General features: G+C 69.4%; 23 protein-coding genes. 14 read left to right on the top strand and 9 right to left on the bottom strand.

Annotated elements, in window-relative coordinates; all coding sequences use genetic code 11:
• Positions 1-56 precede the first annotated feature (56 nt).
• The 13 genes from uppS (at position 57) to OIK44_RS20310 (ending at position 13,402) form a co-directional block, all read left to right on the top strand.
• Positions 57-812 carry a polyprenyl diphosphate synthase gene (uppS, locus tag OIK44_RS20370; protein ID WP_273673435.1) on the top strand — a complete coding sequence of 252 codons (756 nt, stop codon included), beginning with the start codon at positions 57-59 and terminating at the stop codon, positions 810-812.
• Entirely contained in the window at positions 812-1,645 is an 834-nt protein-coding gene (locus OIK44_RS20365) for a phosphatidate cytidylyltransferase (protein ID WP_273673434.1), read from the top strand. The genes uppS and OIK44_RS20365 overlap by 1 nt, the downstream gene beginning before the upstream one ends.
• 11 nt (positions 1,646-1,656) lie before the next feature.
• Positions 1,657-2,841 carry a 1-deoxy-D-xylulose-5-phosphate reductoisomerase gene (gene ispC, locus OIK44_RS20360; protein WP_273673432.1) on the top strand — a complete coding sequence of 395 codons (1,185 nt, stop codon included), beginning with the start codon at positions 1,657-1,659 and terminating at the stop codon, positions 2,839-2,841.
• Complete coding sequence (gene rseP / locus OIK44_RS20355) at positions 2,838-4,187, top strand: RIP metalloprotease RseP (RefSeq protein WP_273673430.1); 1,350 nt, start codon at positions 2,838-2,840, stop codon at positions 4,185-4,187. Before ispC ends, rseP begins: the two co-directional genes overlap by 4 nt.
• 70 nt (positions 4,188-4,257) lie before the next feature.
• The gene (gene bamA / locus OIK44_RS20350; protein ID WP_273673428.1) at positions 4,258-6,594 is read left to right on the top strand and encodes an outer membrane protein assembly factor BamA; all 2,337 of its coding nucleotides are present in this window, start codon (positions 4,258-4,260) and stop codon (positions 6,592-6,594) included.
• A 44-nt stretch (positions 6,595-6,638) separates the two neighbouring features.
• Positions 6,639-7,157: an OmpH/Skp family outer membrane protein gene (locus OIK44_RS20345; protein WP_273673426.1), complete on the top strand. Its 519-nt coding sequence runs from the start codon at positions 6,639-6,641 to the stop codon at positions 7,155-7,157.
• A 76-nt stretch (positions 7,158-7,233) separates the two neighbouring features.
• On the top strand, positions 7,234-8,289 hold the full coding sequence (gene lpxD, locus OIK44_RS20340) for a UDP-3-O-(3-hydroxymyristoyl)glucosamine N-acyltransferase (protein ID WP_273673578.1): 1,056 nt from the start codon (positions 7,234-7,236) through the stop codon (positions 8,287-8,289).
• On the top strand, positions 8,286-8,777 hold the full coding sequence (fabZ, locus tag OIK44_RS20335; protein WP_273673424.1) for a 3-hydroxyacyl-ACP dehydratase FabZ: 492 nt from the start codon (positions 8,286-8,288) through the stop codon (positions 8,775-8,777). Before lpxD ends, fabZ begins: the two co-directional genes overlap by 4 nt.
• Position 8,778: 1 nt before the next feature.
• Entirely contained in the window at positions 8,779-9,567 is a 789-nt protein-coding gene (gene lpxA, locus OIK44_RS20330; protein ID WP_273673423.1) for an acyl-ACP--UDP-N-acetylglucosamine O-acyltransferase, read from the top strand.
• Positions 9,551-10,720, top strand: a complete 1,170-nt coding sequence (lpxB, locus tag OIK44_RS20325; RefSeq protein WP_273673421.1) for a lipid-A-disaccharide synthase — start codon at positions 9,551-9,553, stop codon at positions 10,718-10,720. The genes lpxA and lpxB overlap by 17 nt, the downstream gene beginning before the upstream one ends.
• Before the next feature lie 29 nt (positions 10,721-10,749).
• Positions 10,750-11,370 carry a ribonuclease HII gene (gene rnhB / locus OIK44_RS20320; protein ID WP_273673419.1) on the top strand — a complete coding sequence of 207 codons (621 nt, stop codon included), beginning with the start codon at positions 10,750-10,752 and terminating at the stop codon, positions 11,368-11,370.
• Positions 11,367-12,152, top strand: a complete 786-nt coding sequence (locus tag OIK44_RS20315; RefSeq protein ID WP_273673417.1) for a TrmH family RNA methyltransferase — start codon at positions 11,367-11,369, stop codon at positions 12,150-12,152. The genes rnhB and OIK44_RS20315 overlap by 4 nt, the downstream gene beginning before the upstream one ends.
• A 50-nt stretch (positions 12,153-12,202) precedes the next feature.
• Positions 12,203-13,402: an EAL domain-containing response regulator gene (locus tag OIK44_RS20310; protein WP_273673415.1), complete on the top strand. Its 1,200-nt coding sequence runs from the start codon at positions 12,203-12,205 to the stop codon at positions 13,400-13,402.
• Between the two features lie 163 nt (positions 13,403-13,565).
• Here OIK44_RS20310 and OIK44_RS20305 read toward each other — a convergent pair whose 3' ends face one another.
• The 8 genes from OIK44_RS20305 to OIK44_RS20270 form a co-directional block, all read right to left on the bottom strand.
• Positions 13,566-15,026, bottom strand: coding sequence for an FHA domain-containing protein (locus OIK44_RS20305; RefSeq protein WP_273673413.1), 1,461 nt, complete (start codon positions 15,024-15,026; stop codon positions 13,566-13,568).
• 195 nt (positions 15,027-15,221) lie between these two features.
• Positions 15,222-16,202, bottom strand: coding sequence for a PP2C family protein-serine/threonine phosphatase (locus OIK44_RS20300; protein WP_273673410.1), 981 nt, complete (start codon positions 16,200-16,202; stop codon positions 15,222-15,224).
• A gap of 84 nt (positions 16,203-16,286) precedes the next feature.
• The gene (locus OIK44_RS20295; RefSeq protein ID WP_273673408.1) at positions 16,287-16,742 is read right to left on the bottom strand and encodes an SH3 domain-containing protein; all 456 of its coding nucleotides are present in this window, start codon (positions 16,740-16,742) and stop codon (positions 16,287-16,289) included.
• 20 nt (positions 16,743-16,762) lie between these two features.
• The gene (locus tag OIK44_RS20290) at positions 16,763-18,283 is read right to left on the bottom strand and encodes a hypothetical protein (RefSeq protein ID WP_273673406.1); all 1,521 of its coding nucleotides are present in this window, start codon (positions 18,281-18,283) and stop codon (positions 16,763-16,765) included.
• Positions 18,253-20,607 carry an FtsW/RodA/SpoVE family cell cycle protein gene (locus OIK44_RS20285; protein ID WP_273673404.1) on the bottom strand — a complete coding sequence of 785 codons (2,355 nt, stop codon included), beginning with the start codon at positions 20,605-20,607 and terminating at the stop codon, positions 18,253-18,255. Before OIK44_RS20285 ends, OIK44_RS20290 begins: the two co-directional genes overlap by 31 nt.
• Positions 20,604-21,572, bottom strand: a complete 969-nt coding sequence (locus tag OIK44_RS20280) for a protein kinase domain-containing protein (protein ID WP_273673402.1) — start codon at positions 21,570-21,572, stop codon at positions 20,604-20,606. The genes OIK44_RS20285 and OIK44_RS20280 overlap by 4 nt, the downstream gene beginning before the upstream one ends.
• Before the next feature lie 107 nt (positions 21,573-21,679).
• Complete coding sequence (locus tag OIK44_RS20275; protein WP_273673399.1) at positions 21,680-22,147, bottom strand: glycine zipper domain-containing protein; 468 nt, start codon at positions 22,145-22,147, stop codon at positions 21,680-21,682.
• A 113-nt stretch (positions 22,148-22,260) separates the two neighbouring features.
• Complete coding sequence (locus OIK44_RS20270; protein ID WP_273673397.1) at positions 22,261-22,803, bottom strand: GNAT family N-acetyltransferase; 543 nt, start codon at positions 22,801-22,803, stop codon at positions 22,261-22,263.
• Between the two features lie 164 nt (positions 22,804-22,967).
• Here OIK44_RS20270 and OIK44_RS20265 point away from each other — a divergent pair, with 164 nt between their 5' ends.
• Entirely contained in the window at positions 22,968-24,413 is a 1,446-nt protein-coding gene (locus OIK44_RS20265; RefSeq protein ID WP_273673395.1) for a M20/M25/M40 family metallo-hydrolase, read from the top strand.
• 32 nt (positions 24,414-24,445) lie between these two features.
• Here the strand turns inward: OIK44_RS20265 and OIK44_RS20260 are convergent, their stop codons facing one another.
• Positions 24,446-25,303, bottom strand: coding sequence for an MBL fold metallo-hydrolase (locus OIK44_RS20260; protein WP_273673393.1), 858 nt, complete (start codon positions 25,301-25,303; stop codon positions 24,446-24,448).
• Positions 25,304-25,349: the final 46 nt, after the last annotated feature.

The following is a 25,349-nucleotide window of genomic DNA, read 5'->3' as shown; positions in this document are numbered from 1 at the left end:
GGCGGGCCCGCCGCGTATTTAATGCGATACTTTCATTATTTGGCTTTAGCGTTTTCATGAAACATACGAGTTCCACCTCTGCAGTACCGGACGCCCCGCGCGTGCCGCGCCATGTCGCCGTCATCATGGATGGCAACGGCCGTTGGGCCACCAAGCGTTTCCTGCCCCGCGTGGCCGGCCATGTCAAGGGCGCCGAGGCGGTGCGCGGCGTCGTCGAGGCCTGCGTCGAGCGCGGCGTCGAGTACCTGACCCTGTTCGCCTTCAGCTCGGAAAACTGGCGCCGCCCCGAGGAGGAGGTGTCTTTGCTGATGCGCCTGTTCGTGACGATGCTGGAGCGGGAAGTGGCGAAGATGCACGCCAATGACATCCGCCTGAAGGTGGTCGGCGACCTGTCGCGCTTCAACGAGCAGCTGCAGGCGATGATCGCCAGCGCCGAGCGCAAGACGGCCGACAACACGCGTTTGACGGTGACGATCTGCGCCAATTACGGCGGACGCTGGGACATCATGCAGGCCGTCAACAGCATGACGGCGCAGGGCGGCCAGCCGGCCGGCGGCTACACCGAGGAACAGTTGGCGCCGCACTTGGCGATGGCTTACGCCCCCGAGCCCGACCTGTTCATCCGCACCGGCGGCGAAGAACGCATTTCCAATTTCCTGCTCTGGCAGCTGGCCTACACGGAGCTGTATTTCACCGACACGTACTGGCCCGACTTCGGCGCGGCCAGCCTCGACGAGGCCATCGCCTCCTACCAGCAGCGCGAGCGGCGCTTCGGCCGCACGGGCGCCCAATTGGCGGAGAAGGCTAGCTGATGCTGAAAACTCGGATGATCACCGCCGTGGTCTTGTTGGCGGTCTTGCTGCCGGTTCTGTTCTTCAAGCACTTCCCCGCCTTCGCGGCGGTGGCGACGGCGTTTTTCGCCGCCGCCATCTGGGAAAGCCTGCGCCTGTTTAAGAACCCGCGCGCGCTGCCGATCGCCGCCGTGTGCGCGGCCGCCTTCGTCTACGTCTTCCTGTCCGGCGCCGTCGACCCGCAGCCGCGTTTCTGGTTCACGCTCGGCGTGGCCATCTGGGCGCTGCGCTTCGCGCCGGCCCTGGGCACCGGCCTGCCGCCGCCGGCCGGCCTGGGCAACACGCTGCTCAGCATGGTGTACGCCGTCGCCATCGTCGCCTGCTTCGCCGCCATCGTCGCGCTGTTCCGCCATTCGCCCGCCTACCTGCTGTCGGTGATGGCGCTGGTGTGGATCGCCGACATCGGCGCCTATTTCTCCGGCAAGGCCTTCGGCAAGCGCAAGCTGGCGCCCTCCATTTCCCCCGGCAAGTCGTGGGAGGGCGCGTTCGGCGGCGGCGTCGCCGTGCTGGCCCTGGCCGCGCTCAGCGTCGCGCTGGCGCCGTCCGTGCCGGCCCTGGCCGACACCTTCGCCGTGCGCCTGCAGGGCGCGCTGGGCTGGGCCGCCGCGCTGGCCATCCTCGTGCTCGTCGCCGCCGCCAGCGTCGTCGGCGACCTGTTTGAATCCATGCTCAAGCGCCGCGCCGGCATCAAGGACAGCAGCAATCTGCTGCCCGGCCACGGTGGCGTGCTCGACCGTATCGACGCGCTGCTCCCGGTGCTGCCGCTGGCCGCGCTGATCGGCACCTGGCTCTGAAGGAAGTTTCTATGCAACGCATCACCATTCTCGGCGCCACCGGCTCGATCGGCGTGTCCACGCTGGACGTGCTGGCGCGCCACCCGGAGCGCTACAGCGTGTTCGCGCTGAGCGCCCACAGCAAGGTCGAGGCGCTGGCCGCCCAGTGCGAGCGCTTCCGCCCGGCCCGCGCCGTGGTCGGCAGCGCCGCCGCCGCCGCGCAATTGACGGCCTTGCTGCGCGCCAAGGGCCTGCGCACCGAGGTCGATTACGGCGAGGCGGCCCTGTGCGCCATCGCCGCCGACGCCCAGGTCGACGCCGTGATGGCCGCCATCGTCGGCGCCGCCGGCCTGGCGCCGACGCTGGCCGCGGCCCGCGCCGGCAAGAAGGTTTTGCTGGCGAACAAGGAGGCGCTGGTGATGTCGGGCCAGCTCTTCATCGACGCGGCCCAGGCCAGCGGCGCCGTGCTGCTGCCGATCGACAGCGAGCACAATGCGATTTTCCAGTGCCTGCCGCGGGGCTACGGCAGGGCGCCGGCCGACGCCGGCGTGGCGAAGATCGTGCTGACGGCCTCGGGCGGCCCCTTCCTCACGCGCGCCGTCGACAGCCTCGACGCCGTCACGCCCGAACAAGCCTGCAAGCACCCGAACTGGGTGATGGGGCGCAAGATTTCCGTCGATTCCGCGACGATGATGAACAAGGGCCTGGAAGTGATCGAGGCGCACTGGCTGTTCGGCACGCCGGCGGCGCAGATCGAGGTGCTGATCCATCCGCAAAGCGTGATCCATTCGATGGTGTCCTACGTCGACGGCTCCGTGCTGGCCCAGTTGGGCAACCCGGACATGCGCACGCCGATCGCCCACGCGCTGGCCTACCCGGAGCGCATCGACTCCGGCGTGGCCCAGCTCGACCTGGCGCAGATCGCCACGCTGCAGTTCGAGCGCGCCGATTTCGCCCGTTTCCCCTGCCTTGCCCTGGCCTTCGACGCGCTGCGCGCCGGCGGCACCGCGCCGGCGCTGCTGAACGCGGCCAACGAGGTGGCCGTGCAAGCCTTCCTCGACCTGAGAATCGGCTTCCGCCAGATCGACCGCGTGGTGCGCCACGTGATCGAGACGGTCGCCGGCGGCGCCGCCTCCAGCATCGAGGCCGTGATGGCCCAGGACGGGCTGGCGCGCGCCGCCGCCGAACGCTATATCGCCGGCGGACCGGCGCGATGAACCTGCTGCAGACACTGCTGGCGTTTTTCGTCGCCCTCGGCTCGCTGATTGTCATCCATGAGCTGGGCCACTACTGGGTGGCGCGCTGGTGCGGCGTCAAGGTGCTGCGCTTTTCCGTCGGCATGGGCAAGGTCGTCTGGTCGCGCCGCTTCGGCCCTGACCAGACCGAGTGGGCCGTGTCGGCGCTGCCGCTGGGCGGCTATGTGAAGATGCTGGACGGCCGCGAGCAAGACCTGGGCGCGCTGTCGCCGGACGACTTGCGGCGCGAGTTCACGCGCCAGAGCGTGTGGCGGCGCATCGCCATCGTCGCCGCCGGCCCGCTCGCCAACTTCCTGCTGGCCATCGGCGTGTTCGCCGGCCTGTACATGTACGGCATCGAGGAACCCGTCAGCCGGCTCGGCGCCGCCACCGCGCACAGCGCCGCCGACATCGCCGGGCTGCGTTCCGGCGACCGCGTCGTCGCCGTCAACGGCGAGCCCGTCGCCGTCTGGTCCGAGCTGCGCTGGCAGATTATCCAGGCGGCGCTCGACAAGCAGGGCGCGCGCCTGGAAGTCGAGCGTCCCGGCAGCGGCCGCGTCGGCGCGGCCCTGCCGGCGGCGGCGCTGGCCGGCCTCGACCTCGAAGGCGACGTGCTGGGCCAGGCCGGCATCACGCTGGCCCGCCCCGCGCCCGTGCTGGGCAAGGTGCAGGACGGCGGCGCGGCCCAGCGCGCCGGCCTGCGCGCCGGCGATCTGCTGGTCAGCGTGGACGGACGGCCCCTGGCCAACGGCCCGGCGCTGGTCGACCTGGTGCGCGCCGCCCCCGGGCGCACGCTGCGCGTGGCGCTGCGCCGCGCCGGCGTGCCGATGGAGCTCGACGTCACGCCCGATGCCGAGGTCGAGGCAGCTGTAACAGTTGGTAAGATCAAGGCCGAGGTCGCGCAGCGGCCGGATATGATGGTCGTGGCAGCGGCGCCGCTGGCGGCCACCGGGAAGGCCGTCGTCAAGGTCTGGGACACCAGCGTGCTGACCTTGAAAATGATGGGCAAGATGATCACCGGCCAGGCCTCGTGGAAGAATGTGACGGGGCCGATCACGATCGCCGACTACGCCGGGCAGACGGCGCGCATCGGCGCCGTCAGCTACCTGAGCTTCATCGCCTTCATCAGTATCAGTCTGGGTGTGATGAATTTGCTACCCATTCCGGTTTTAGATGGGGGGCTTTTGCTGTATTATTCGCTGGAAGTTTTGACCGGACGCCCGATTCCGGAGCGTGTCGGCGAGATCGCCCAGCGTCTGGGCGTGGGATTGTTGCTGACCCTGATGGCGCTTGCCGTTTTCAACGACGTTGCGCGGCTGCTGACCTGAACGTCGGCGCCGTTCGTACAGGCATTCATTTTGTGCGTGTTGTCCAATGATTTATCCATTGATTTAGCCAATGAAATTACACTCTGACCGTTTTGCCTTGCCTTCCTTTCGTCTCAGCCTGATCGGCGCCGCCGTACTGGCTTTCTGCTCCGGCCAGGCGCTGGCCGTGGCGCCATTTGTCGTCAAGGACATCCGCGTCGAGGGTATCCAGCGCACCGAGGCTGGTACTGTGTTCAGCTACCTGCCGGTGCGCGTCGGCGAAACCTTCAGCGACGACAAGAGCGTCGCCATCATCAAAGCCCTGTACGCGACCAACATCTTCAAGGACGTGCGCCTGGAGGTCGACGGCGACGTGCTCGTCGTGCTGGTCGAGGAACGCCCGGCCATCGCCAGCGTCGAGTTCACCGGCGCCAAGGAATTCGAAAAGGATATCCTGGTCAAGGCGCTCAAGGAGATCGGCGTCGGCGAGGCGAAGTTCTTCGAGAAGGCTTCGGTCGACCGCGCCGAGCAGGAGCTCAAGCGCCAGTACCTGTCGCACGGCCTGTACGGCGTGAAGATCACCACCACCGTCACGCCGATCGAGCGCAACCGCGTCAACGTCGTCTTCGCCGTCGACGAGGGCGAGGTGGCCCGCATCAAGCAGATCAACATCGTCGGCAACAGGGCATTTGCCGACAAGGAGCTGCGCGAGCAACTGGCCCTGAACACCAGCGGCCTGTTCAGCTGGTACACCAAGGCCGACCAGTATTCCAAGACCAAGCTGACCGGCGACATCGAGGCGCTCAAGTCCTTCTATCTGAACCGCGGCTACATCGAGATGCAGGTCGATTCGACCCAGGTGTCGATCACGCCGGACAAGAAGGACATCTACATCACGATCAACCTGACCGAGGGCGAGAAGTACACGGTCGGCGACAGCAAGCTGGAAGGCGAGATGTTCGGCCGCGAGGACGAGCTGAAGTCGCTGCTGCTGATGAAGAAGGGCGCCGTCTATTCGGGCGAGCTGCTCACCGCCAGCAACAAGCGCATCTCCGACCGCCTCGGCACCTTCGGCTACGCCTTCGCCAACGTCAACGCCAATCCGGAGATCAACCGCGAGAAGCGCGAGGTGTCGTTCACCTTCCTGGTCGACCCGGGCAAGCGCGTCTACGTGCGCCGCATGAACATCGCCGGCAACACGACCACCCGCGACGAGGTGATCCGCCGCGAATTCCGCCAGTTCGAATCGTCGTGGTACGACGCCAACAAGATCAAGCTGTCGCGCGACCGCGTCGACCGCCTCGGCTACTTCAAGGACGTCACCATCGACACGCCGGAAGCCCAGGGCACCAACGACCAGGTCGACGTCAACCTGACCGTCGTGGAAAAACCGACCGGCAACTTCATGATAGGCGGCGCGTTTTCCCAGGCCGAGAAGTTCACCTTCTCGGCGGCGATTTCGCAGGCCAACTTCGCCGGCAGCGGCAACACCGTCGGCCTGGAGCTGAACACCAGCCACTACAGCCGCACCATCGCGTTTTCGCACACCAACCCCTACTTCACCGACGACGGCGTGTCGCGCCGCTTCGAGCTGTACCTGCGCACGACGATTCCGCCGGCCCTCAACATCGGCAGCTACAAGGTCAAGCAGCAGGGCGGCAAGATCGAGTTCGGCGTGCCGTTCTCCGAGAGCGACACGGTGTTCTTCGGCGCCGGCCTGGAGCGCACCAAGATCGAGACGGACGCCACCAGCCCGCTGCGCTTCCGCAACTACGTGCGCGACAACGGCGGCCCGGCCGACGGCATCGGCAGCGCCACCACCAACGCCGTGCCGCTGACGGCCTCGTGGCAGCGCGACAGCCGCGACAGCGCGCTGACGCCGTCCATCGGCCGCTACCAGCGCGCCAACCTGGAAGTGGACTTGATCGGCAACCAGAAATACTACCGCGCCATCTACGAGCAGCAGTATTACCGTCCGCTGTTCCGCAGCGTCACGCTGGCCCTGCGCGGCGAGATCGACTACGGCCACGGCATCGGCAAGAACGCCTATCCGGTCTTCAAGAACTTCTACGGCGGCGGCATCGGCTCGGTGCGCGGCTACCAGAGTTCCTCGCTGGGCGCCGCCGACCCGAGCACCAACGATGCGCTGGGCGGCGCTTCGCGGCTGATGGGCAGCGTCGAATTGCAACTGCCTTTCCCCGGCTCGGGCAGCGACCGCAGCCTGCGCTGGTTCGGCTTCGTCGACGGCGGCCAGGTCTACCAGGAAGGGCAAAAACTGCGCGCCTCGGAATTGCGCTATTCTGCAGGCTTGGGGATCAGCTGGATTTCCCCGGTCGGCCCGCTGAAGTTGAGCTACAGCAAGGCGCTGAACAAGAAGCCGGGCGACCGCACGGAACCGTTCCAGTTCCAGATGGGCACCGGCTTCTAAGCGCCGTGCGCGGCCCCTTATTTTTTTGACCACGGAGAATTACGTTGAAGACTGCAACCGCAACCCTGCCCAAGTATCTTGCCGCGCTTGCATTGTGCTGGTGTTCGCTGGCGCCGGTGCAGGCCCAGGCCCAGGAGTCGAAGATCGCCTGGTTGAGCTCCGAGCGTCTGTATCACGAGTCGAAGCTGGCCAAGCTGGCCAGCGAGAAGCTGGCCGAGGAGTTCAAGGCGCGCGAAAAGGCCGTGCAGGAGCTGGGCGCGCGCTTCAAGGTGGCCAGCGACAAGCTGGAAAAGGAATTGCCCGGCCTGAACGAAAGCGAGCGCGCCAAGCGCCAGCGCGAGTACTTCGAGCTGGACAAGGAATTGCAGCGCCGCCAGCGCGAGTTCCGCGAGGACTTGAGCCAGCGCACCAACGAGGAGCGCGCCGCCATCGCCGAGAAGGCCAACGCGATCGTCCAGAAGATGGCGCTGGCCGAGGGCTATGACGTGGTGCTGCAGGATGCGCTGTGGTTCAACCCGCGCATCGACATCACCGACAGGGTGCTGAAGGCGCTCGACAAGTAAGACACCGCGACGGGCGGGCGGGGCGCGTTGCGCCGTCCGCCCCGGACGGGCAACAAACAAGATTGGACATATTATGATGGGCACTCGACTGGGTGAATTGGTCGAACGCTTCGGCGGACAGTTGCAGGGCGACCCCAACCTGCAGGTCAGCGGCATCGCGCCGCTGGCCGACGCCGACGCTTCGCACATCAGCTTCCTGAGCAACAGCAAGTTCCGCGGCCAGGCCGCCGCCAGCCAGGCGGCCGCGCTGATCCTCTCGGCCGCCGACGACGCCGTCGTCGCGCCGGACTACGCCGGCGCGCGCATCGTCACGCCGAACCCCTACGCGTATTTCGCCCGCGCCGCGCAGTTTTTCGCCGCGCAGCGCGAGGTCGCGCCGGCGCCCGGCGTCGACGCCAGCGCCAGCATCGGCGCCGGCGCCGTCATCGCCGCCAGCGCCCACATCGGCGCGCACGTGACGATAGGCGAGGGCGCCGTCATCGGCGAGGGCGCCGTCATCGACGCCGGCTGCTTCGTCGGCCGCGAGGCCGTCATCGGCGCCGCCACCCACCTGTTCGCCAACGTGACCTTCCACGCCCGCTGCCAAATCGGCGCGCGCGGCATCATCCACTCCGGCGCCGTCATCGGCACCGACGGTTTCGGCTTCGCCAACGAGGGCGGGGTCTACATCAAGATCCCGCAGACCGGCCGCGTCATCATCGGCGACGACGTCGACATCGGCGCCAACACCACCATCGACCGCGGCGCGCTGGCCGACACCGTCATCGAGGACGGCGTCAAGCTGGACAACCAGATCCAGATCGGCCACAACTGCCGCATCGGCGCGCACACGGCGATGGCCGGCTGCGTCGGCGTGGCCGGCAGCGCCGTCATCGGCAAGTACTGCACCTTCGGCGGCGCCGCGATGGTGCTGGGCCACCTGAGCATCGCCGACCGCGTCCATGTGTCCTCGGGCAGCATGGTGTCGCGCTCGATCCTCGAAGCGGGCCAGTACACGGGCTTCTATCCGCTGGCGAAAAACGCCGACTGGGAAAAAAGCGCGGCGATCGTGCGCAATCTGTCGACGCTGCGCGATAAAATCCGGGCGCTGGAAAAAACAATTAAAACACTGACAAATCAAGAGCAAACATGACCACTACCACAGAACAAAAGAAGACCCTCGACATCCACCAGATCAAGCAGTATCTGCCGCACCGCTATCCGCTGCTGCTGGTCGACCGCGTGCTGGACTGGGAGTCGGGCAAGACGATTTCGGCGATCAAGAACGTCACCGTCAACGAGGAGTTCTTCAACGGCCACTTCCCGCACAAGCCGGTGATGCCGGGCGTCTTGATGATCGAGGCGATGGCGCAGACCGCCGCCATCCTGTCCTTCCTGACGATGGACATCAAGCCGGACGAGAACTCGGTGGTCTACTTCGTCGGCATCGACAACGCCCGCTTCAAGCGGCCGGTCGAGCCGGGCGACCAGTTGCGGATGGACGTGGAGATCGTGCGCGTGTCGCGCGGCATCTGGAAATACAAGGCCGTCGGCAGCGTCGACGGCAAAGTCGCGGTGGAAGCGGACCTGATGTGCACCATCCGCAGCGCCAACGACGCGAGCCAGCCAGCGGGGCAGTAAGATGACAGCGATCCATCCCAGCGCCATAGTCGACCCCAAGGCGCAGCTGGACAGCTCGGTGCAGGTCGGCCCGTATTCGGTGATCGGCCCGCACGTGCGCATCGGCGCCGGCACCCGGGTCGGCCCGCATGTCGTCATCGAGGGCCATACGAGCATCGGCTGCGACAACCAGTTTTTCCAGTTCTCGTCCATCGGCGCCGCGCCGCAGGACAAGAAGTGGTCGGGCGAGCCGACCCGCCTGGAAATCGGCGACCGCAACACCATCCGCGAGTTCTGCACCTTCAACACCGGCACCGTGCAGGACGCCGGCGTGACGCGGCTCGGCAACGACAACTGGATTTCCGCGTATGTGCACCTGGCGCACGACTGCCAGGTGGGCAGCAACACGATCTTCTCGAACAACGCGCAACTGGCCGGCCACGTGCATATCGGCGACTGGGTGATCCTGTCCGGCTTCGCCAATGTGCACCAGTTCTGCCAGATCGGCGCGCACGCCTTCGTCGGCATGAGCACCAGCCTGACCCAGGATGTGCCGCCCTTCGTTCTGCTGTCGGGCAATCCGGCGGCGGCGCACGGCGTCAACATCGAGGGCTTGAAGCGGCGCGGCTTCAGCCGCGCGCAGATCGACGGCATCCGCAGCGCCTACAAGTTGATCTACCGCTCCAACCTGACCTTGGAAGAGGCCAAGGCCGCGCTGTTCGAGGAGGAGATGGCCTCCCCCGAGGCGGCTGAACAGATCCGCGCGATGCGCGAGTTCCTCAACGGCGCGACCCGTGGCATCGTCCGCTGAACTGTCTGTCGCAGTGGTCGCCGGCGAGGTGTCCGGCGACCTGCTGGCCGGACGTCTGCTGGGCGGGCTGCGGGCGCAGCTGCCCGGGGCGCGCTTCCACGGCATCGGCGGCCCCAACATGGCGCGCCACGGCTTCGTCTCCGACTGGCCGCTGGAGCGCCTGACGGTGCGCGGCCTGTTCGAGATCATTCCCCGCTACCGCGACATCAAGGGCATCCAGAACCAGTTGCGCGAGCAGTTGCTGGCCGAGCGGCCGGCCGTCTTCATCGGCGCCGATTACCCCGGCTTCAACCTGGGCCTGGAGATGCAGCTGAAGGCGGCCGGCATCCCCACCGTGCATTACATCGGGCCGCAGATCTGGGCCTGGCGCGGCGGGCGCATCAAGAAAATCATCAAGGCGGTGTCGCACATGCTGGTGATCTTCCCCTTCGAGGAGGAGATCTACCGGCGCGCCGGCGTGCCCGTCACCTACGTCGGCCACCCGCTGGCGGAGATGATCCCGCTGCAGCCGGACGAGGCGGCGGCGCGGCGCCAGCTCGGCCTGCCCGAGGACGCCAATGTCGTCACGCTGATGCCGGGCAGCCGCATGGGCGAGCTGAAACACAATGTCGCCGCCTTCGTCGGCGCCGCCAAGCTGCTGCGCCAGCGCGACCATTCGCTGCGTTTCGTCGCGCCGATGGCCGGCGAGAAGCAGCGCCAGTACTTCCTCGAACTGGTGGCCCAGGCCGGCCTGCGCGACGTCGAGATCATGCTCACGGACGGCCAGTCGCACACGGCCATCGCCGCCGCCGACGCCGTGCTGGTGGCCTCCGGCACGGCCTCGCTGGAGGTGGCGCTGTTCAAGAAACCGATGGTGATCGCCTATAAAATGATGCGCGCCTCGTGGGAAATCATGCGCCACATGGGTTACCAGCCGTGGATCGGCCTGCCCAACATCCTGGCGCGCGAATTCCTCGTGCCGGAACTGCTGCAGAACGCCGCCAGCCCGGAAGCGCTGGCCGAGGCCATGTGGCGCCAGTTGAGCGACGTGCCGGGCCGCCTGCGCCTGGTGCAGCGCTTCACCGATATGCACCACAGCCTGTTGCGCGACAGCGCGCAGGAGAGCGCCGCGGCGGTCATGCAAGTGATCGCCGCATCTTCCACCCGCCTGTAGTTGTACGGCATGACGCAATAAAGGCGTAAGTGAAAAATCTCTATCCCGGCTTGTTTGACGACCTGCCATTCTCCCTCGATGAAATCATCTGCGGCGTCGACGAGGCCGGCCGCGGCCCGCTGGCCGGCCCGGTCTTCGCCGCCGCCGTGATCCTCGACCCGGCGCGGCCGATAGACGGCTTGCGCGACTCGAAAAAACTCAGCGAGGCGCGCCGCGACGCGCTGGTGCCGCTGATCAAGCAGAACGCGCTGGCCTGGGCCATCGCCGAATGCTCGGAAGCGGAAATCGACGAGCTCAACATCCTGCAGGCGACCATGCTGGCGATGCGCCGCGCCGTCGAGGCGCTGGCGACGGTGCCGACGCTGGCCCTGATCGACGGCAACCGCTGTCCGGTGATGTCGATCCGGGCCATCGCCATCGTCGAGGGCGACGACAAGGTCGACTCGATCTCGGCCGCCTCCATCCTCGCCAAGACGGCGCGCGACGCCGCGCTGCAGGTGCTGCACGCCAGCTATCCGCAGTACGGCTTCGACCAGCACAAGGGCTATCCGACCGCGCTGCACCTGGCGCGCCTGCGCGAGCACGGCGTCTCGCCGGTGCATAGGCGCTCCTACGCGCCGGTGCGCAAACTGCTGGAGGCAAACTCATGAAACTGATTTCCTCGCGCGACAACGCGCTCTACAAAGAATTGAAACACCTGGCCGGCAGCTCGCAGGCGCGCCGCAAGGCCGGCCGCACCCTGCTCGACGGCGTGCATCTGTGCCAGACCTATCTGAGCCTGCGCGGCGCGCCGCCGCAGTGCGTCGTCAGCGAAAGTGCGCTGCGCAACGCCGAGGTGGCCGAGCTGATTGCCCAGTGCGAGGCCCGCCAGGTCCACTGCATCACCATGCCGGACGCGCTGTACGCCGCCCTCAGCCAGGTCGAGCACGGCGTCGGCATCCTGTTCGTCATCGAGACGCCGGAGCGCGCGGTGACGCAGGCGCTGTCGGCCTCGGCCGTCTTGCTCGACAACCTGCAAGACCCCGGCAACGTCGGCTCCATCCTGCGCAGCGCGGCGGCGGCCGGCATCGGCCAGGTGTACTGCAGCGCCGGCACGGCTTTCTGCTGGTCGCCGAAGGTGCTGCGGGCGGCGATGGGCGCGCACTTCGTGCTCGACATCTACGAGGGCGTCGACCTGGCCGCGCTGGTGTCGGACTCCGCCATCGCCGTGCTGGCCACCAGCGGTTACGCCGAGCAGCGCCTGTACGACGTCGACCTGCGCCAGCCGGTCGGCTGGCTGCTGGGCCACGAAGGGCAGGGCGTGGCCGACGATTTGCTGGCCCTGGCGACGCACCGCGTCGTCATCCCGCACCTGGGGCAGGTCGAGTCGCTGAACGTGGCCGCCTGCGCCGCCGTGTGTTTTTTTGAGCAAGTCAGGCAAAATCAGGTATAGGGCGCGGCCGATCTGAGGTAAGGTGGCGGTAACACCGAACCGGAGATGCCATGGACATCGCGCAGTTGCACTTTCTTGTGGCCGAGGGCGAGCAGGGACAGCGCCAGGCGCTGCTGGATATGCTGGCCCGGTTGGGCGCCGTCCGCGTCACCGACGTCGCCGACGGCCACACGGCGCTGCGCAGCTTCTCGGGCGGCATCGCGCCGGCCGTCGATATCGGCGTGATCGATCTGGCGCTGCCCGGCATGGACGGGCTGGAGCTGATCCGCCGCCTGGCCGAGGCGAACTGCCGCTCCGGCATCATCGTCGTCGGCGCGCAGAGCAGCGCCGTGCTGTTTTCCGTCGAGACGATGGCGCAGGCTTACGGCGTCGACATGCTGGGCACGATCGCCAAGCCGGTCGGCGCGGCCGCGCTGGCGGCCCTCATCGCCAACTACCAGGGGGCGGGGCAGGCCGCCGCCGCGCATCCGCCCGAGCCGGCGTTCAGCTTCGCCCAGGTCGGCCTGGGGCTGCAGGCGCGCCAGTTCGAACCGTTTTTCCAGCCCAAGATCGAACTGGCGACCGGCCAGGTGAAGGGCCTGGAAATGTTCGCCCGCTGGCTGCACCCGGAGCACGGCACGCTGGAGCCGGCCGCCTTCATCGACGCGCTGGTCGAGCACAAGCGCGTCGACTTCCTCGACTGGAGCATGATCGACAAATCGGTGGCGGCCTGCCGCCTGCTGCACGACCAGGGCATCCCGATCTCGATCGCCGTCAACGTGGCGCCGCAGACGCTGGCGCAGCCGGCCTTCATGGCGCAGATGGACGCCTGCCTGGCGCGCCACCGCATCCTGGCCGACTACCTCACCTTCGAGATCACCGAGTCGGCCGTGCTCAGCTCCGAAGCGCATTTCCTTGAACGCCTGCTGCGGCTGCGCATCCGCGGCTTCGGCCTGGCCATCGACGACTACGGCACGGCGCGCTCCAACCTGCAACTGCTGGCGCGCATCCCCTTCACCGAGCTGAAGATAGACCGCAGCTTCGTCGACGGCGCCTCGAAGCGGCGCGCGCTGGGCACGGTGCTGAGCTCCTGCCTGGGACTGGCGCGCAGCCTGGAGCGGCGCTCGGTGGCCGTCGGCGTGGAAACGCGGGAAGACTGGGATTTCCTGCAGGGGCTCGGTTGCACCTATGCCCAGGGCTATTACATCGCCAAGCCGATGCCGGTGCAGGATTTCCCCGCGTGGCTGGCCGACTGGCGCCATTATTTCTAGTGCGGGCGAACTTTTTTCGCCGTGGCGTACACTAACGGGAATATTCTCCCCAGGTGAGTGCCATGAAAATCCCGCAAGAGTTGCGCATCCCCGCGCTGGTGTTCACGCTGGAGGCCATCATGCTGATCGGCCTGGCGCTGATCTTCCAGGTGCTGGCGCCGCCTTAGGCCGTTTGCAGGGCCGGCGCGGCGACGGTGCTGTGCAGCTCGCTGGCGCCGGTGCGGATGATCCAGCATTCCGGATACGGCTCGCTGGCGTAGCGGTTGTGGCGGGCGATGCCGCTCAGCTTGTCGAGGGCCGTGGCCGGCCCCAGCGGCGTTTCCTTGCCGGTCAACTGGTCCAGGTGCCAGAAGCCGCCGTCGTGGTGGAACAGCAGCGGCAGCGCGGCCGCGTTCGGCGCGGCGGCCCAGGCCGGCAGCGGGTAGCCGGGGTGGCGGTCCGGCGCCAGCAGGTAGAAGCACTCGGCTTGCGCGCCCTGGTCGATGCGGTGCAGGATGACGCCGTGCGGCAGGATGGCGCTGACCGACAGCACGACGATACCCTTGATGCTGGCGCTCAGTTCGATGCGCATGCCCAGGCGCAGCGGCGTCGGCTTGTGCTTGCCGGGCCAGACGCCGTCGAGCAGCACGCCATAGCGCGACACATCCTCGATTTCGAAGCCGTTGTGGCCGCGGCGTATCACGGCGTGGCGGCCGGACAGGCGCCGCGTCAGTCCATTGTTGTCGCGGCCGCCGTCGCCGAAATGGCTGAGCAGCACGTCCGACTCGGGGTCGACCAGCTCAAAGCGGCCCAGCACGCATTCGTCCAGCGCGAACAGGCGGATCTGGCGTTGCGCGCCGGCTTCCGGCGCGGCGTTGACGAGGCAGGCGGCGCGGCTCGGGTGCGGGTGGGCGCGGCTGGCGCCCGGCACGTCGATTTCGATCAATTCCTCGTCCCAGGCGATGGTGGTGAAGCCCATGTCGATCTTGCCCTGGGGCGCGGCCAGGTCGACGTGGGCGATGCCGGCGTTGCGGGCCGTGACGTCGAGGTCGTAGCCGGCGCCGGCCGGCGCGCTGACGCGGGCGATCGAGGCGTCGTCGACCATGACGCGGACGTTTTTGTGCGTGCTGAGGAAAATCCGGTGGATTTCCGTCAGCGTGGCGTCGCGGCGCGGCACCAGGATGACGAAGGTGCAGACCCATTTTTGCGCCGCGACGGCGCCGACGGACGGGCTGAGCACCTCGACATCGATCTGGTACTGGCCGTGTTCCTTGTTGCGCGAGGAAAATTCGACGAAGACGGGGCGCCAGTCGCCGCGCGTGGTGCGGACGAATTGCTGGCGCGCGGCGCCGTGCGGAATCAAGTCCGATTGCAACTGCATCGTGATCTGCGGCGCGCAGTGCGCCGGCATGCCGCGCAATGCCATTTTCAGGGTCTGGCGGCCGCCGGCGGCGCGCGGGTCGAAGCCGCTGATGTGCAGGTGGGCGTGGTTGAGCTCGCGGAACGGGGCCGGCGCGGCGGCGGCGGCCGGTGCCGTGGCCGGCGGCGCGGCGCGGGCGGCGCGTATTCTGCTCAATAGTTCGAAGCTGCTGGGCGGCGCCGCGGCCTGGACGTGGCCGCTCGCGCAGGCGTTTTCCCCAGGCATGACCCAGAACGTACAGTGCGGGTGATCCGGGTTACTGCATTTTTTCATGGCGGGTGTTGACGAGGGGCCGGCGGCGTAGGGGGATTGAGCACAGCTTACGCGCTTTTGGTGGTCCTTGGCAACTTTTGCGTCGATTCAAACGGATATTTTTTGCGCCAGATCGTCGCCGCGCCAACAACGCAACAGCGGCCTTGCTCAGGCGTGGGTGCGGGCATGGCTTGGCAGTGCCGTTTCGTCAACATTGGCCGGACGCAGGCGCAGGACGACGGCGCTCAGGTTGTCGATGTGCAGGCCGGGCGGCGGCGCGGCGAGGAAGTGGCTAAACAGGGCGTCGAGCGCGCCGCCGGCGTCGCGGCCGCCTAGCAGCGCGGGCCAGCGCGCCACCCAGCGCTCGGGCCGGGCGCAGGCCCAGAAGCCGTCGCTGGCCAGCAGGTAGAGGGCGTCGGGGCGCAGGGCCAGCTCGCGCCGGTCGGCCATCTGGCGCAGGAAGGGCGGCAGGCGCGCCGCTTCCAGCGCGAACAGCGGGCCGGCCAGCACATGCGGGTCGCTGATGGCGTTGCCAAGGATGAAAGCCTGGGAGATTTGCGGCCGGTGCTCGCCGTGCACCTGCTGCCACCATTCGGCCTCGTCGAGCAGGCCGTGCAGGGCGAAGGTGGTGGCCGGCACGTGGTCGATGGTCAGCGGGCGCGCCTGGCTGGCGGTGATTTCGTACAGGCGCGAATCGCCGACGTGGTAGAGCAGCGGTGCCAGGCCGGGGCGCAGTTCCAGCAGCGTCAGGGTGGTGCCGGGGCGTTTTTCCTCGTTGCCGCCGGTCAGCGCGGCGAAGCGTTCCTGCAGCGTCGCGTGCAGCGCGTCGAGGCGCGCGCCCAGTTCGTCCAGCGTGGCGCAGGCCGGTATCTGCAGCAAGCCTTGCACCACGGCCTCGGCCGCCTGGCGTCCGTGGCCGTGGCCGCCCATGCCGTCGAGCACGGCGATGCGCGCGTGGCCGGCCGGCCAGCCCGCCACTTGCTGGGTCTGGGCGCGCTGCCCGCGCAAGAAGGCGGCGCGGCCGGCGCCGTCGATCAGCAGGATATTGTCCTGGTTTTCCGGCAGCGGCCCGCGGCCGGCCCCGGCCATGCTGTGCGCGGCCACGTCCAGGCGCGGCGCGAAATTGAGGCTGTCGGTCAGTGGCGGCATGGGGGCGGCTTGAATGTTGTCGCGGCGATCATCATATGCAGCAGCTTAGCCGAAAAACGGCCGGCGCCCGCGGGAATTTTCCGTTCATGGCGGCGCCGCTTCGCCGCTTTGGCGCAGCCACAGGCTGCTGGCCCAGCCGACGCGGTCGCGCCCGTCGATGTCGGCGCGCACCTGCCACCAGTCGCCGTCGCGCCGGCCGGTCGGTGTCAGTGCCGCGCCGCCGCGCACGACGCCGATGCGCGCCGAGTTCACGCCGGCGCCGGCGCGCAGGTTCAGGTCGTGGTGGGCGCGGAAAGCCTGGCCGGCGATGCCCGCCGGCACGGGCGCCGGCGCGGCCGCGAGCGGCGGCGGCGCCGGCGGGGCCGGCAGCAGCGTCGTCATCAGGGCGCCCAGCGCCCAGGTGCCGCCGGCCAGGATCAGCAGCGCGCGCGCGGTCGGGCGGCGCCACCAGCGCCGCGGCGTCAGCCAGGCGGCCAGCGCCAGCGTCAACAGCAGGCCGGCGGCGTAGCCGGCCAGCGGGTAGAGGGAAGGTGCTTGCATATGGGCTTCCGGCGCGTCGTTCAGACGTCAAAGCGCAGCACGTAGTGGCCGGCCACCAGGTGGTGGCCGGGCGGCAGCAGGTAGGGCGCGGCGGCGCCGGCCTCGTCTATCCTGGCGACGAAGCGCAGCGCCTCGTCGAGGTGGTAGAGCGCTTGCGCCGGGGCGATGCGGCCGATGTGGAAGCCCTGCGGCGTCGCCTCGAAGCTGAAGGCGTTGCGCGACAGGCCGATGCGGTCGGCGCTGGCGCCGCCGCCGCCGCATTGCAGAAAACCCGGTCCGTCGAGCAGGCGCAGCGCCGCCAGCGCGGCGGCGTTGCGGCCGAAGACGAAGCGCGCGCCGCTCGCCACCGGCACGCCGACCGGCTGCGCCAGGCACAGCGTGGCGCAGTAGCGGTCGGCCATCTCGGGGGCGACGGCGAGCAGGCGCAGCGCGCGCGCATCGAGCGGGGCGAAGCTGGCCGGCGCGCTGACGCGCTCGCGCCCGGCCTCGGTGCAGGCGTGCAGCTCGTCGTTGGCGTCGACGCTGAAGCTGATGGCCTTGCCGCCGCCGGCGCCCACGGCCAGCGCGCGGTCGAAGGGGATCTCCAGCGCCGTCGCGCCGCTGTCGCGGTAGCGGCTCAGGCGCGGCAGCGCCAGCGCCACCACGCTGACGCGCTGCTGCGCCAGCGGCGCGTAGGTGGCGTCGCTCTCGGCGGCGCGCGGCGGCGGGCGGTGGCTCAGCGGCAGCGCCGTCGGCTCCTGGCCGGGCGCGTCCGCGTGGCTGGCCGGGCGCGCCTGCCAGACGGCGGCCTTGGCGGGGGCCGGCGGCGCCGCCGCGGCGGCTGCGCCGGCCCGGCCGACCTTCAGCAGCAGGCGGGCGCCGGCGTCGTGCCGGGAGGTGATCGTGTGATAGCCGTTGCGCGCGTCGAAGCGGCAGTCGAAGCCGTCGCGCGGGCGCATCTGCACCTGCGGCGGCGCGTCCGGGCCGTCGTTGATGAGCAGGATGGCGGCGTCGGCGCCGAACGGCCAGCCGCTGGCGGCGAAGCTGGCGTGGCCGTCGTCGCCGCCTATCAGCGCCAGGCGCTGGTTCGGGTAGATCGGGCAAACCGGCTTCCAGACGGCGCTGTCGCGCGAGACGCTGACGTTGTAGAGGATTTTTTCGCCGGGTGCCGGCAGATACACGGCGTGGCCGAAGCGCACCTCGATCTGGCCCGGCGGCAGCGCCTGCGCGCCGACGACGTCGTAGCGCACCTGGTCGGCGCCGAGCAGGTCGCCGAAATCCTTCTGGTGCAGCGCGGTGAGGGTTTGCGCCAGTTCGCGCGCCTTGGCGCCGCGGGTCAGGTGGTAGTCGTCCTCGACCTCCTCCTGCGGCAGCATCAGCGTCACGTGCGAGAAACAGCGCGTGGCGGCGCGGCCCTTGTGTTCGCGCGGGCTGCGTTCGAGCAGGTCGCGCAGCAGCGGGCGGCGGGCGAACAGCGCCAGGCCCGGCGCCTGCCAGATCGCCTCGCCGTTGAAGACGTCGGGGACTTTGCCTATGACTTCGTGCTGGACATAGATCGGCATGATGGATTCTCCTCTAAAGATAAAGCGCTGGCCGCGCAGAAGGTAAGCAGGGGGCAGAGGAAAAGCAGCAGGTGGCTGCCGCCGGCCGACAGAAAACTCATCGGCTGCCCCATGATCGGCAGGATCGCCAGGTTGGTGCCCCATGACAGCAGCAGATGGCCCAGCACGAAGGCGGCGCCGCCGCACAGCGCGAAATAGCGGAAGCGGCCCTGCCAGGCCAGGCGGTGGTCGCGCGCGGCGGCGCCGGCTGCGTGGCCGCGCCGCGCCGTTTGCAGCAGGCCGACGACGAAGGCCGCCTGCAGGCCCCACAGCAGCAGCGCGCCGGCCAGGCCGTGGCGGTTGAGGAAGAAGGCCGGCGCGAAATCGTCCTGCACGGCTGGGATCAGCACGGCGCTGCCGGCGTTCTGGCCCAGGCCGGCCAGGCCCAGAAAGTGGTCGGCGCCCCACCAGCCGCCGTCGCCGATGGCGCGTGCGCCAAGCAGCAGTTGCTGGCCCGTGTGCGGATGCCGCGCCGGCTCCAGCCAGACCAGGAAGCGGTCGGCGTAAAAGCCGCCCGCCAGCGGCAGGCGGGCCGGGTCGGCGCCGTGCAGGCAAGCGACGGCGCCGGCCGCGCCCAGGGCCAGCGCGGCCACGGCGACGGCGAGGCGGCCGTTGCGCGCCGCCAGCGCGTAGGCGAAGGCCATCGCCGTGCACCAGACCAGCAGCAGGATCAGCGGCGAATAATCGTCGACCTCGACCAGGGCCATGCCGAGCAGGGCCAGGAACAGCAGGACCGGCGCGATCAGCCGCAGCCAGCGCGCGCGGCGGCTGGCGCGGTGCCGGTCGACGCTGTGCCAGCCCAGGCGCAGGGCCAGGCAGTGGGCCGTCAGCGCCGTCAGCGCCAGCTTGGCCAGTTCCACCGGCTGTACGTCGAAGACGCCCGTTTCGTCGCCCCACAGCACCTGCATGGCCAGCGCCGCCAGCGCCGCCAGCGCCAGCGCCGCCAACGCCCATTCGACGCCGCGCTGGCCGGCCACGCCGGGGTGGCGCAAATTCCATAGCCGCCACAGGCCGCCCAGGCCGGCGCCGATGGCCAGCAGGGCGGCGCTTTTTTGGTAGTAGCGCAGCCACGAGGACTCCATGCCGCCCAGGCCCAGCTCCAGCTGCGCCAGCAGGCCGGCGGCCAGCAGCAGGACGGCGGCGGCGCCGGCCAGCGGCAGGCGTCCCGGCAGCGCCAGCCACAGCCACAGCGCGGCGCCGCCCAGCGCCATCGAGCAGGCCGGCGCCGGCGCATGGCCGGCGCGCTGCAGCGCCAGCGCCGCGATCCCGGCCAGCAGCACCAGGGTGGCGGCGGCCGCCGCGCCGCGCCATTGCCACGCGGCGCCGCGCCGCGCGGTCAGGGCGGCAGCCAGCGCGGCCAGCGCCAGCGCGCTCCACAGCGGCCCCTGCGCGGCGCCGTCCCATAGCGGACGCTGGCGCCACTGCCAGCGCAGCGCCGGCGCCAGCTTCTGTTCGGGCGCGCTGAACAGCGCGACGCGCCGGCTTGGCAGCAGATGCAATTGCCCGTCCTGCTGGCGCAGCTGGAAGCGGGTGTGGCCGACGACGATGGCCTGCACGCCGGACAGCGGCTGTTCCTGGCGGCGCAGTTCGACGTCGACGCCGTCGGCCGACAGCGCGAGCGCGGCGCGCGCGCCGTCGGGATTGCCGGCGCTCAGTTGCCACTGGCCGTCGCGCCGCGCCAGCACGGCCGCGCCGGGCGTGACGTCGGCCAGCCCGAGCCGGTTGCCGCAGTGGAGGTTGCCGCCGAAGGTCAGTGCGCGGCCGCTTGTCAGCGCGGCCGGCACGGCGCGGTTCCACAGCGCCAGCGCGCGCGCGGCGACGCCGGCGTCCGGGCAGGGCGCCTGCGCGTCGCCGTCGCGGTACAGCACCGCGCCGTCGTAGCGCCAGTGTCGGCCGGCGCCGGCGAAGGCGAGGGCGTCCGCGCCGGCCGTTTCGACCTCGAAGCGCGCGGCGCCGAGCCGGAAGCTGTGGCGCGCGCGCAAGGCGGCGCTGCCCATGCGCCGCTCGCCGTCCGCCGTTTGCAGCAGCAGGTGTTTGCCGGCGCTGAGGTTGCGCAACCACCAGGCGCCGGCGGCGTCGCGGCGCAGGCCGACATGGCTGCGTTCGGCCTGCGCCGCGGCCAGCTCGTGGCGGCCCAGCGCGATGCTGTCGCCGGCGGCCAGGCTGACCGTGATCTCGGCCGGATACCAGGCGGCGGGCGCGCGCCACAGGCTCCACGCCTGCAGCAGCATCAGCAGGGCCAGCGCGGCGGCGCTGGCGGCGCGCCGGCCCGGACGCGCCGTCATGCCGGCACCTGCGGGCCGGCGCGCACCTGCGCCAGCATGCGGCTGATCTGCAGCGCGTTGGCCGGCCGCGCGGCGGGGGCGGCGGCGAGCAGCGCGCGCAGCAGGGCCAGCGCGGCGCCGGCGTCGCCTCCCGCAAGCGCGATGCGGCGCGCGAACAGCGCCTCCTCGGCGGCCTCCAGCGTGGCCGGCATCGCGCCGCCGCCGCGCCGCAGCAGCATGGCGGCGCCGCCGGTGTGGTGTTCGCGGTAAGCCTGGCCGCAGGCGCTGCAAAAGCGCAGCGGCACGCCGCCGGCGGCGACAAAATAGAACAGCGCGCCCAGCGCGAAGTAGTCGCTGCGGATGCCGGTCGCGTAGGCGGTGCCGCCAGCCTGCGGAAAGAACTGTTCCGGCGCCTGCCAGCTGGCCGTGCCCGTATAGGTGTGGGCTTCGCCGGCGGCGGCCGCGCGGTTGGTGCCGAAGTCGGCCAGTTTGACGGTGTTGTGGCGGGCGTCGAGCAGCACATTGGCCGGCTTCAGGTCGAGGTAGCGCCAGCCGTACTGGTGCACCTTGGCCAGCGCCTGGTTGAGCTGGCCGATCCAGTCGAGCAGCCGCGCCAGCGGCACGCTGCGGCCGGCGCCGTGCAGGGCGGCGACATGCTTGCCGAGGTCGCCGTCGAGCAGTTCCAGCGCCAGCACCGGCAAACCCTGGTGCCGGCCGCTGTCGAGCAGGCGCACGATGTGCCGCTCGTCCCACGGCTGCAGCGACTGCAGGAAGGCGATTTCGTTGGCGGCGCTGGCCGCCCAGCGGGCGCGCTGGCGCGGCATGGCCAGCGCCATCTGCGGCTCGTTGACCAGTTTCAGCGCGACGTCGCCGAACCCGTGCGCGGCGCTGGCGCGCCACAGCAGGCCGTAGGCGGAGCCGGCGATCTGCTCGCGCAGCCTGTAATGGCCGCGTTCCAGTGTGATGATTGCGCCCGCAGTGAGCATGCTTTCCCCCGTTTCGCGAAGACGGCGGCGCCGTCGTGCGAATCTAGCCGGGGGAGGGGGAAATGGGGCGCGAGGATGGCGGCAGGGACGTGCCGCCTGTGGCTTGCTTAGCGGTAGTGGCCGTGATGGCGGTCGTGGCGGTCTTCGTAATAGTCGCGGCGCTCCTCCCAGTGGCGGTGGTGGCCGCGGTGGCCGCGCGCCGGTTCGACGTAGATGACGGCGGGCGGGCCGTAATAGCGCGGCGGCGGCGCGTAGTACACCGGCGCCGGGCGTTCGTAATACACCGGCGCCGGGCGCTGGTAGTAGACTTGCGCGGGCTCCTGGTACACGCGGGTTTCGTAGTAGCGGCCGCGGTTGCTGCTGTACGAACGCTCGTTGGTGCTGATGCTGTTGCCGACGGCGGCGCCGAGCACGCCGCCGACGATGGCGCCGTCGCGTCCGCCGGTGCTGTGGCCGATGGCCGCGCCGACGACGGCGCCGGCCACGGTATTGAATTCACGGTCACCGGCGACGGCCGCCGACGAGGCGGCAACCGCAGCGAACATCACCGCACCCAGAATTTTTTTGCTCAACATGGCGTTTCCTTCCCCTTCGGCGGGATCACCATGATCCCTTCATGGAGTCACTATATCGCCGCGGCGGAAAACTGCCATGTCATATACAACTTCTTACAAGTGAAACGCGGCCGCTAAGCTGCCGGCAGCGCGGACAGCGCCTCCCACTCCGGGCGCAGCAGGCTGTACATCTTGGTGTCGCGGATTGCCCCGTTGACGAAAAACGCCTGGCGCAGCGTGCCCTCTTCGGTGAAGCCGCATTTTTGCGCGATCCGCTCCGAGCCGATATTGAGCGGGTCCATCAGCAGTTCCAGCCGGTGATACTGGTGGGCCATGAACAGGTAGTTGACCAGCAGGCGGGTGGCCTCGCTGACGTAGCCGCGCCCGGCCAGGCCCGGCTCGAACAGGCGGTAGCCGATTTCGCGGCACAGCGGCGTGCGGCTCTTGAAGTGCGTGATGTGGCCGACGACGTGGTGGAAGCTATCCTCGATGACGAACATTTCGCTGTCTTCCGTGACGAAACCCGTCTGCATGAAGTCGCGCCGCATCGCCTCGGGCGACTTGAACAGCGTCGAATAGTAGTCGCCGCGCGAGGGCAGGTCGTTGCTCAGCGCAATGAACTGGTTCAGGTCGGCGCTCGTCAGGTGGCGCAGGGTGCACAGCTGTCCTTTTATCATGGAGGCTTTCGGGCGGTGGGTGGAACAGGCATGGTAATCGAATCAAAATGACAATGCAAACCATCGCAGGCCAGCGCAATATTGGCAAATGCGTTATCGTTGCCGTTCCCTTGCCCCGCGCCGGGGCGACCGCCATATCGTTTAACTCTTTTTCGAGGATCCGCATGCCCGCCGCTTTCCCCCATTTTCCCCGCCGCCGCCTGGCCGGCGCCCTTGCCGCCTGCCTGTTCAGCGCCACCGCCGCGGCCGCCGCGCCCGGCAACGACGTGGCCGCGCTGGAGCAGATCCGCGACAGCGCCATGCGCAGCGACTGGGCCTATGAGCGCCTGGCCGACATGACGGATTTGATCGGGCCGCGCCTGTCCGGCTCGGCCGGCGCCGCCGCCGCCGTCGAGCAGGTCGCCGCGACGATGCGCAAGCTGGGCGCGAAGGTGACGCTGCAGGCGGTCAAGGTGCCGCACTGGGTGCGCGGCGTGGAAACGGCCGAGCTGGTCGACTACAGCGGCCGGCCGGCCGGCGTCAGCCAGCGCGTCGTGCTGACGGCGCTGGGCGGCTCCGGCGCGACGCCGGCCGCCGGCCTGACGGCGCCGCTGCTGCTGGTGCGCAGTTTCGAGGAGTTGAAGGCGCGCGCGGCCGAGGTCAAGGGCAGCATCGTGCTGTTCGACGTGCCGTTCGACCAGCAGATGGCCGACCGCGGCCTGGCCGGCGTCACCTATGGGCAGGGCGCCAAGTTCCGCTTCGCCGGCCCGAAAGCGGCGGCGCAGCTGGGCGCCGTGGCCGCGCTGGTGCGCTCCGTCGGCGGCGCCGACTACCGGCTCGCCCACACCGGCGCCACCAGCCTGAGCGAGGAGACGCGGATACCGGCGGCCGCCGTGACGGTCGAGGACGCGCTGCTGATCGGCCGCCTGGCGGCGCGCGGACCGGTGAAGATGCATTTGACGCTGACGCCGCAGAACCTGCCGGAGGCGGACAGCTACAACGTCATCGCCGACCTGCCGGGCAGCGACAAGGCCGACGAGGTGGTGATCGTCTCCGGCCACCTCGATTCCTGGGATCTGGCCACCGGCGCCCATGACGACGCCGCCGGCGTGGCCAGCGCGATGGCGGTGATCGAAACGCTGAAGCGCCTGAACCTGCAGCCGCGCCGCACGATCCGCGTGATCGCCTGGATGAACGAGGAAAACGGCGGCCGCGGCGGCCGTGCCTACTACGACGCCAACAAGGGCGCGCTGGACAAGCAGATCGCGGCCATCGAAAGCGATTCCGGCGCCGGCCGGCCGTTCGGCATCTTGGCCAGTGTCGGCGCGCAGGCGGAGAAGCTGTTCGCGCCGCTGCGGCAAGCCCTGCTGCCGATCGGCGCGCATGCGTTCACGCGGCGCGACCAGCTCGGCACCGGCGACCTGCACGCGCTCGAAAGCGGCGGCGTGCCCAGCTTCGAGCCGCTGGTCGACAGTCACAGCTACTTCGACTACCACCACACGGCCGCCGACACGCTCGACAAGGTGGTGCCGGACCATCTGCGCCGCCACGTCGCGGTGATGGCGTCGCTGAGCTGGTTCCTGGCGAATATGGAGCAGCCGATCGGACGCGCCCCGGCGCAGGTCGAGTAAAGCGTGGGGGGCGGCGCCGGCGCGCGCCGCGCCTACATCGCGTTCAGCGGAATCTTCAGGTAGCGCACGCCGTTGTCCTCGGCCGCCGGCAACTGGCCGGCGTTGAGGTTGACCTGGATCGCCGGCAGGATCAGCGTCGGCATGCCCAGCATGGCGTCGCGCCGGCTGCGCATGTCGACGAACTGCTGCTCGCTGACGCCGTCGCGGATGTGGATGTTGGCGGCGCGCTGTTCCGCCACCGTCACCTCCCAGCGCGGCGCGCGCCCGGCCGGCGGATAGTCGTGGCACATGAACAGGCGCGTTTCCGGCGCCATGCTGAGCAGGGTCTGCACCGAACGGTACAGCATGCTGGCGCAGCCGCCGGGGAAGTCGCAGCGGGCCGTGCCGACGTCGGGCATGAACAGGGTGTCGCCGACGAAGACCGCGTCGCCGATCTGGTAGGCCATGTCGGCCGGGGTGTGGCCGGGCACATGCAGCGCGCGCGCCTTCAGGGCGCCGATGAGGAACTCCTCGTCGGCTTCGAACAAATGGTCGAACTGCGAGCCGTCCAGCATCGCCGGCTTGTGGTTGAAGACGGCGGCGAAGGCGTGCTGCACGGTGCGGATCGCCGCGCCGATGCCGATCCGTCCGCCGATCTGTTGCTGCAGGTAGGGCGCGGCCGACAGGTGGTCGGCGTGCGCGTGCGTTTCCAGCAGCCAGCGGCAGCGCAGCGCGTGGGCGCGCACGAAGGCGACCACCTGGTCGGCCGACGTCGTCGCGGTGCGGCCCGATTTCGGCTCGTAATCCAGAACGGAGTCGATGACGGCGCAATCGCGGCCGTCGGCCTCGTACACGACATAACTCACGGTGGAGGTGGCGGGATCGAAAAACGCTTGGATTTGTGGCTTCATGTTGGCGAGTGGCGCTCGGGCTTTGGTTGGCTTGTCATAATGATAG

The sequence above is a fragment of the Janthinobacterium fluminis genome, assembly GCF_028595325.1.
Lineage (GTDB): Bacteria > Pseudomonadota > Gammaproteobacteria > Burkholderiales > Burkholderiaceae_D > Janthinobacterium > Janthinobacterium fluminis.
The sequence above is the reverse complement of the archived record's forward strand: the minus strand, read 5'-3'. Positions and strand labels throughout refer to the sequence as shown.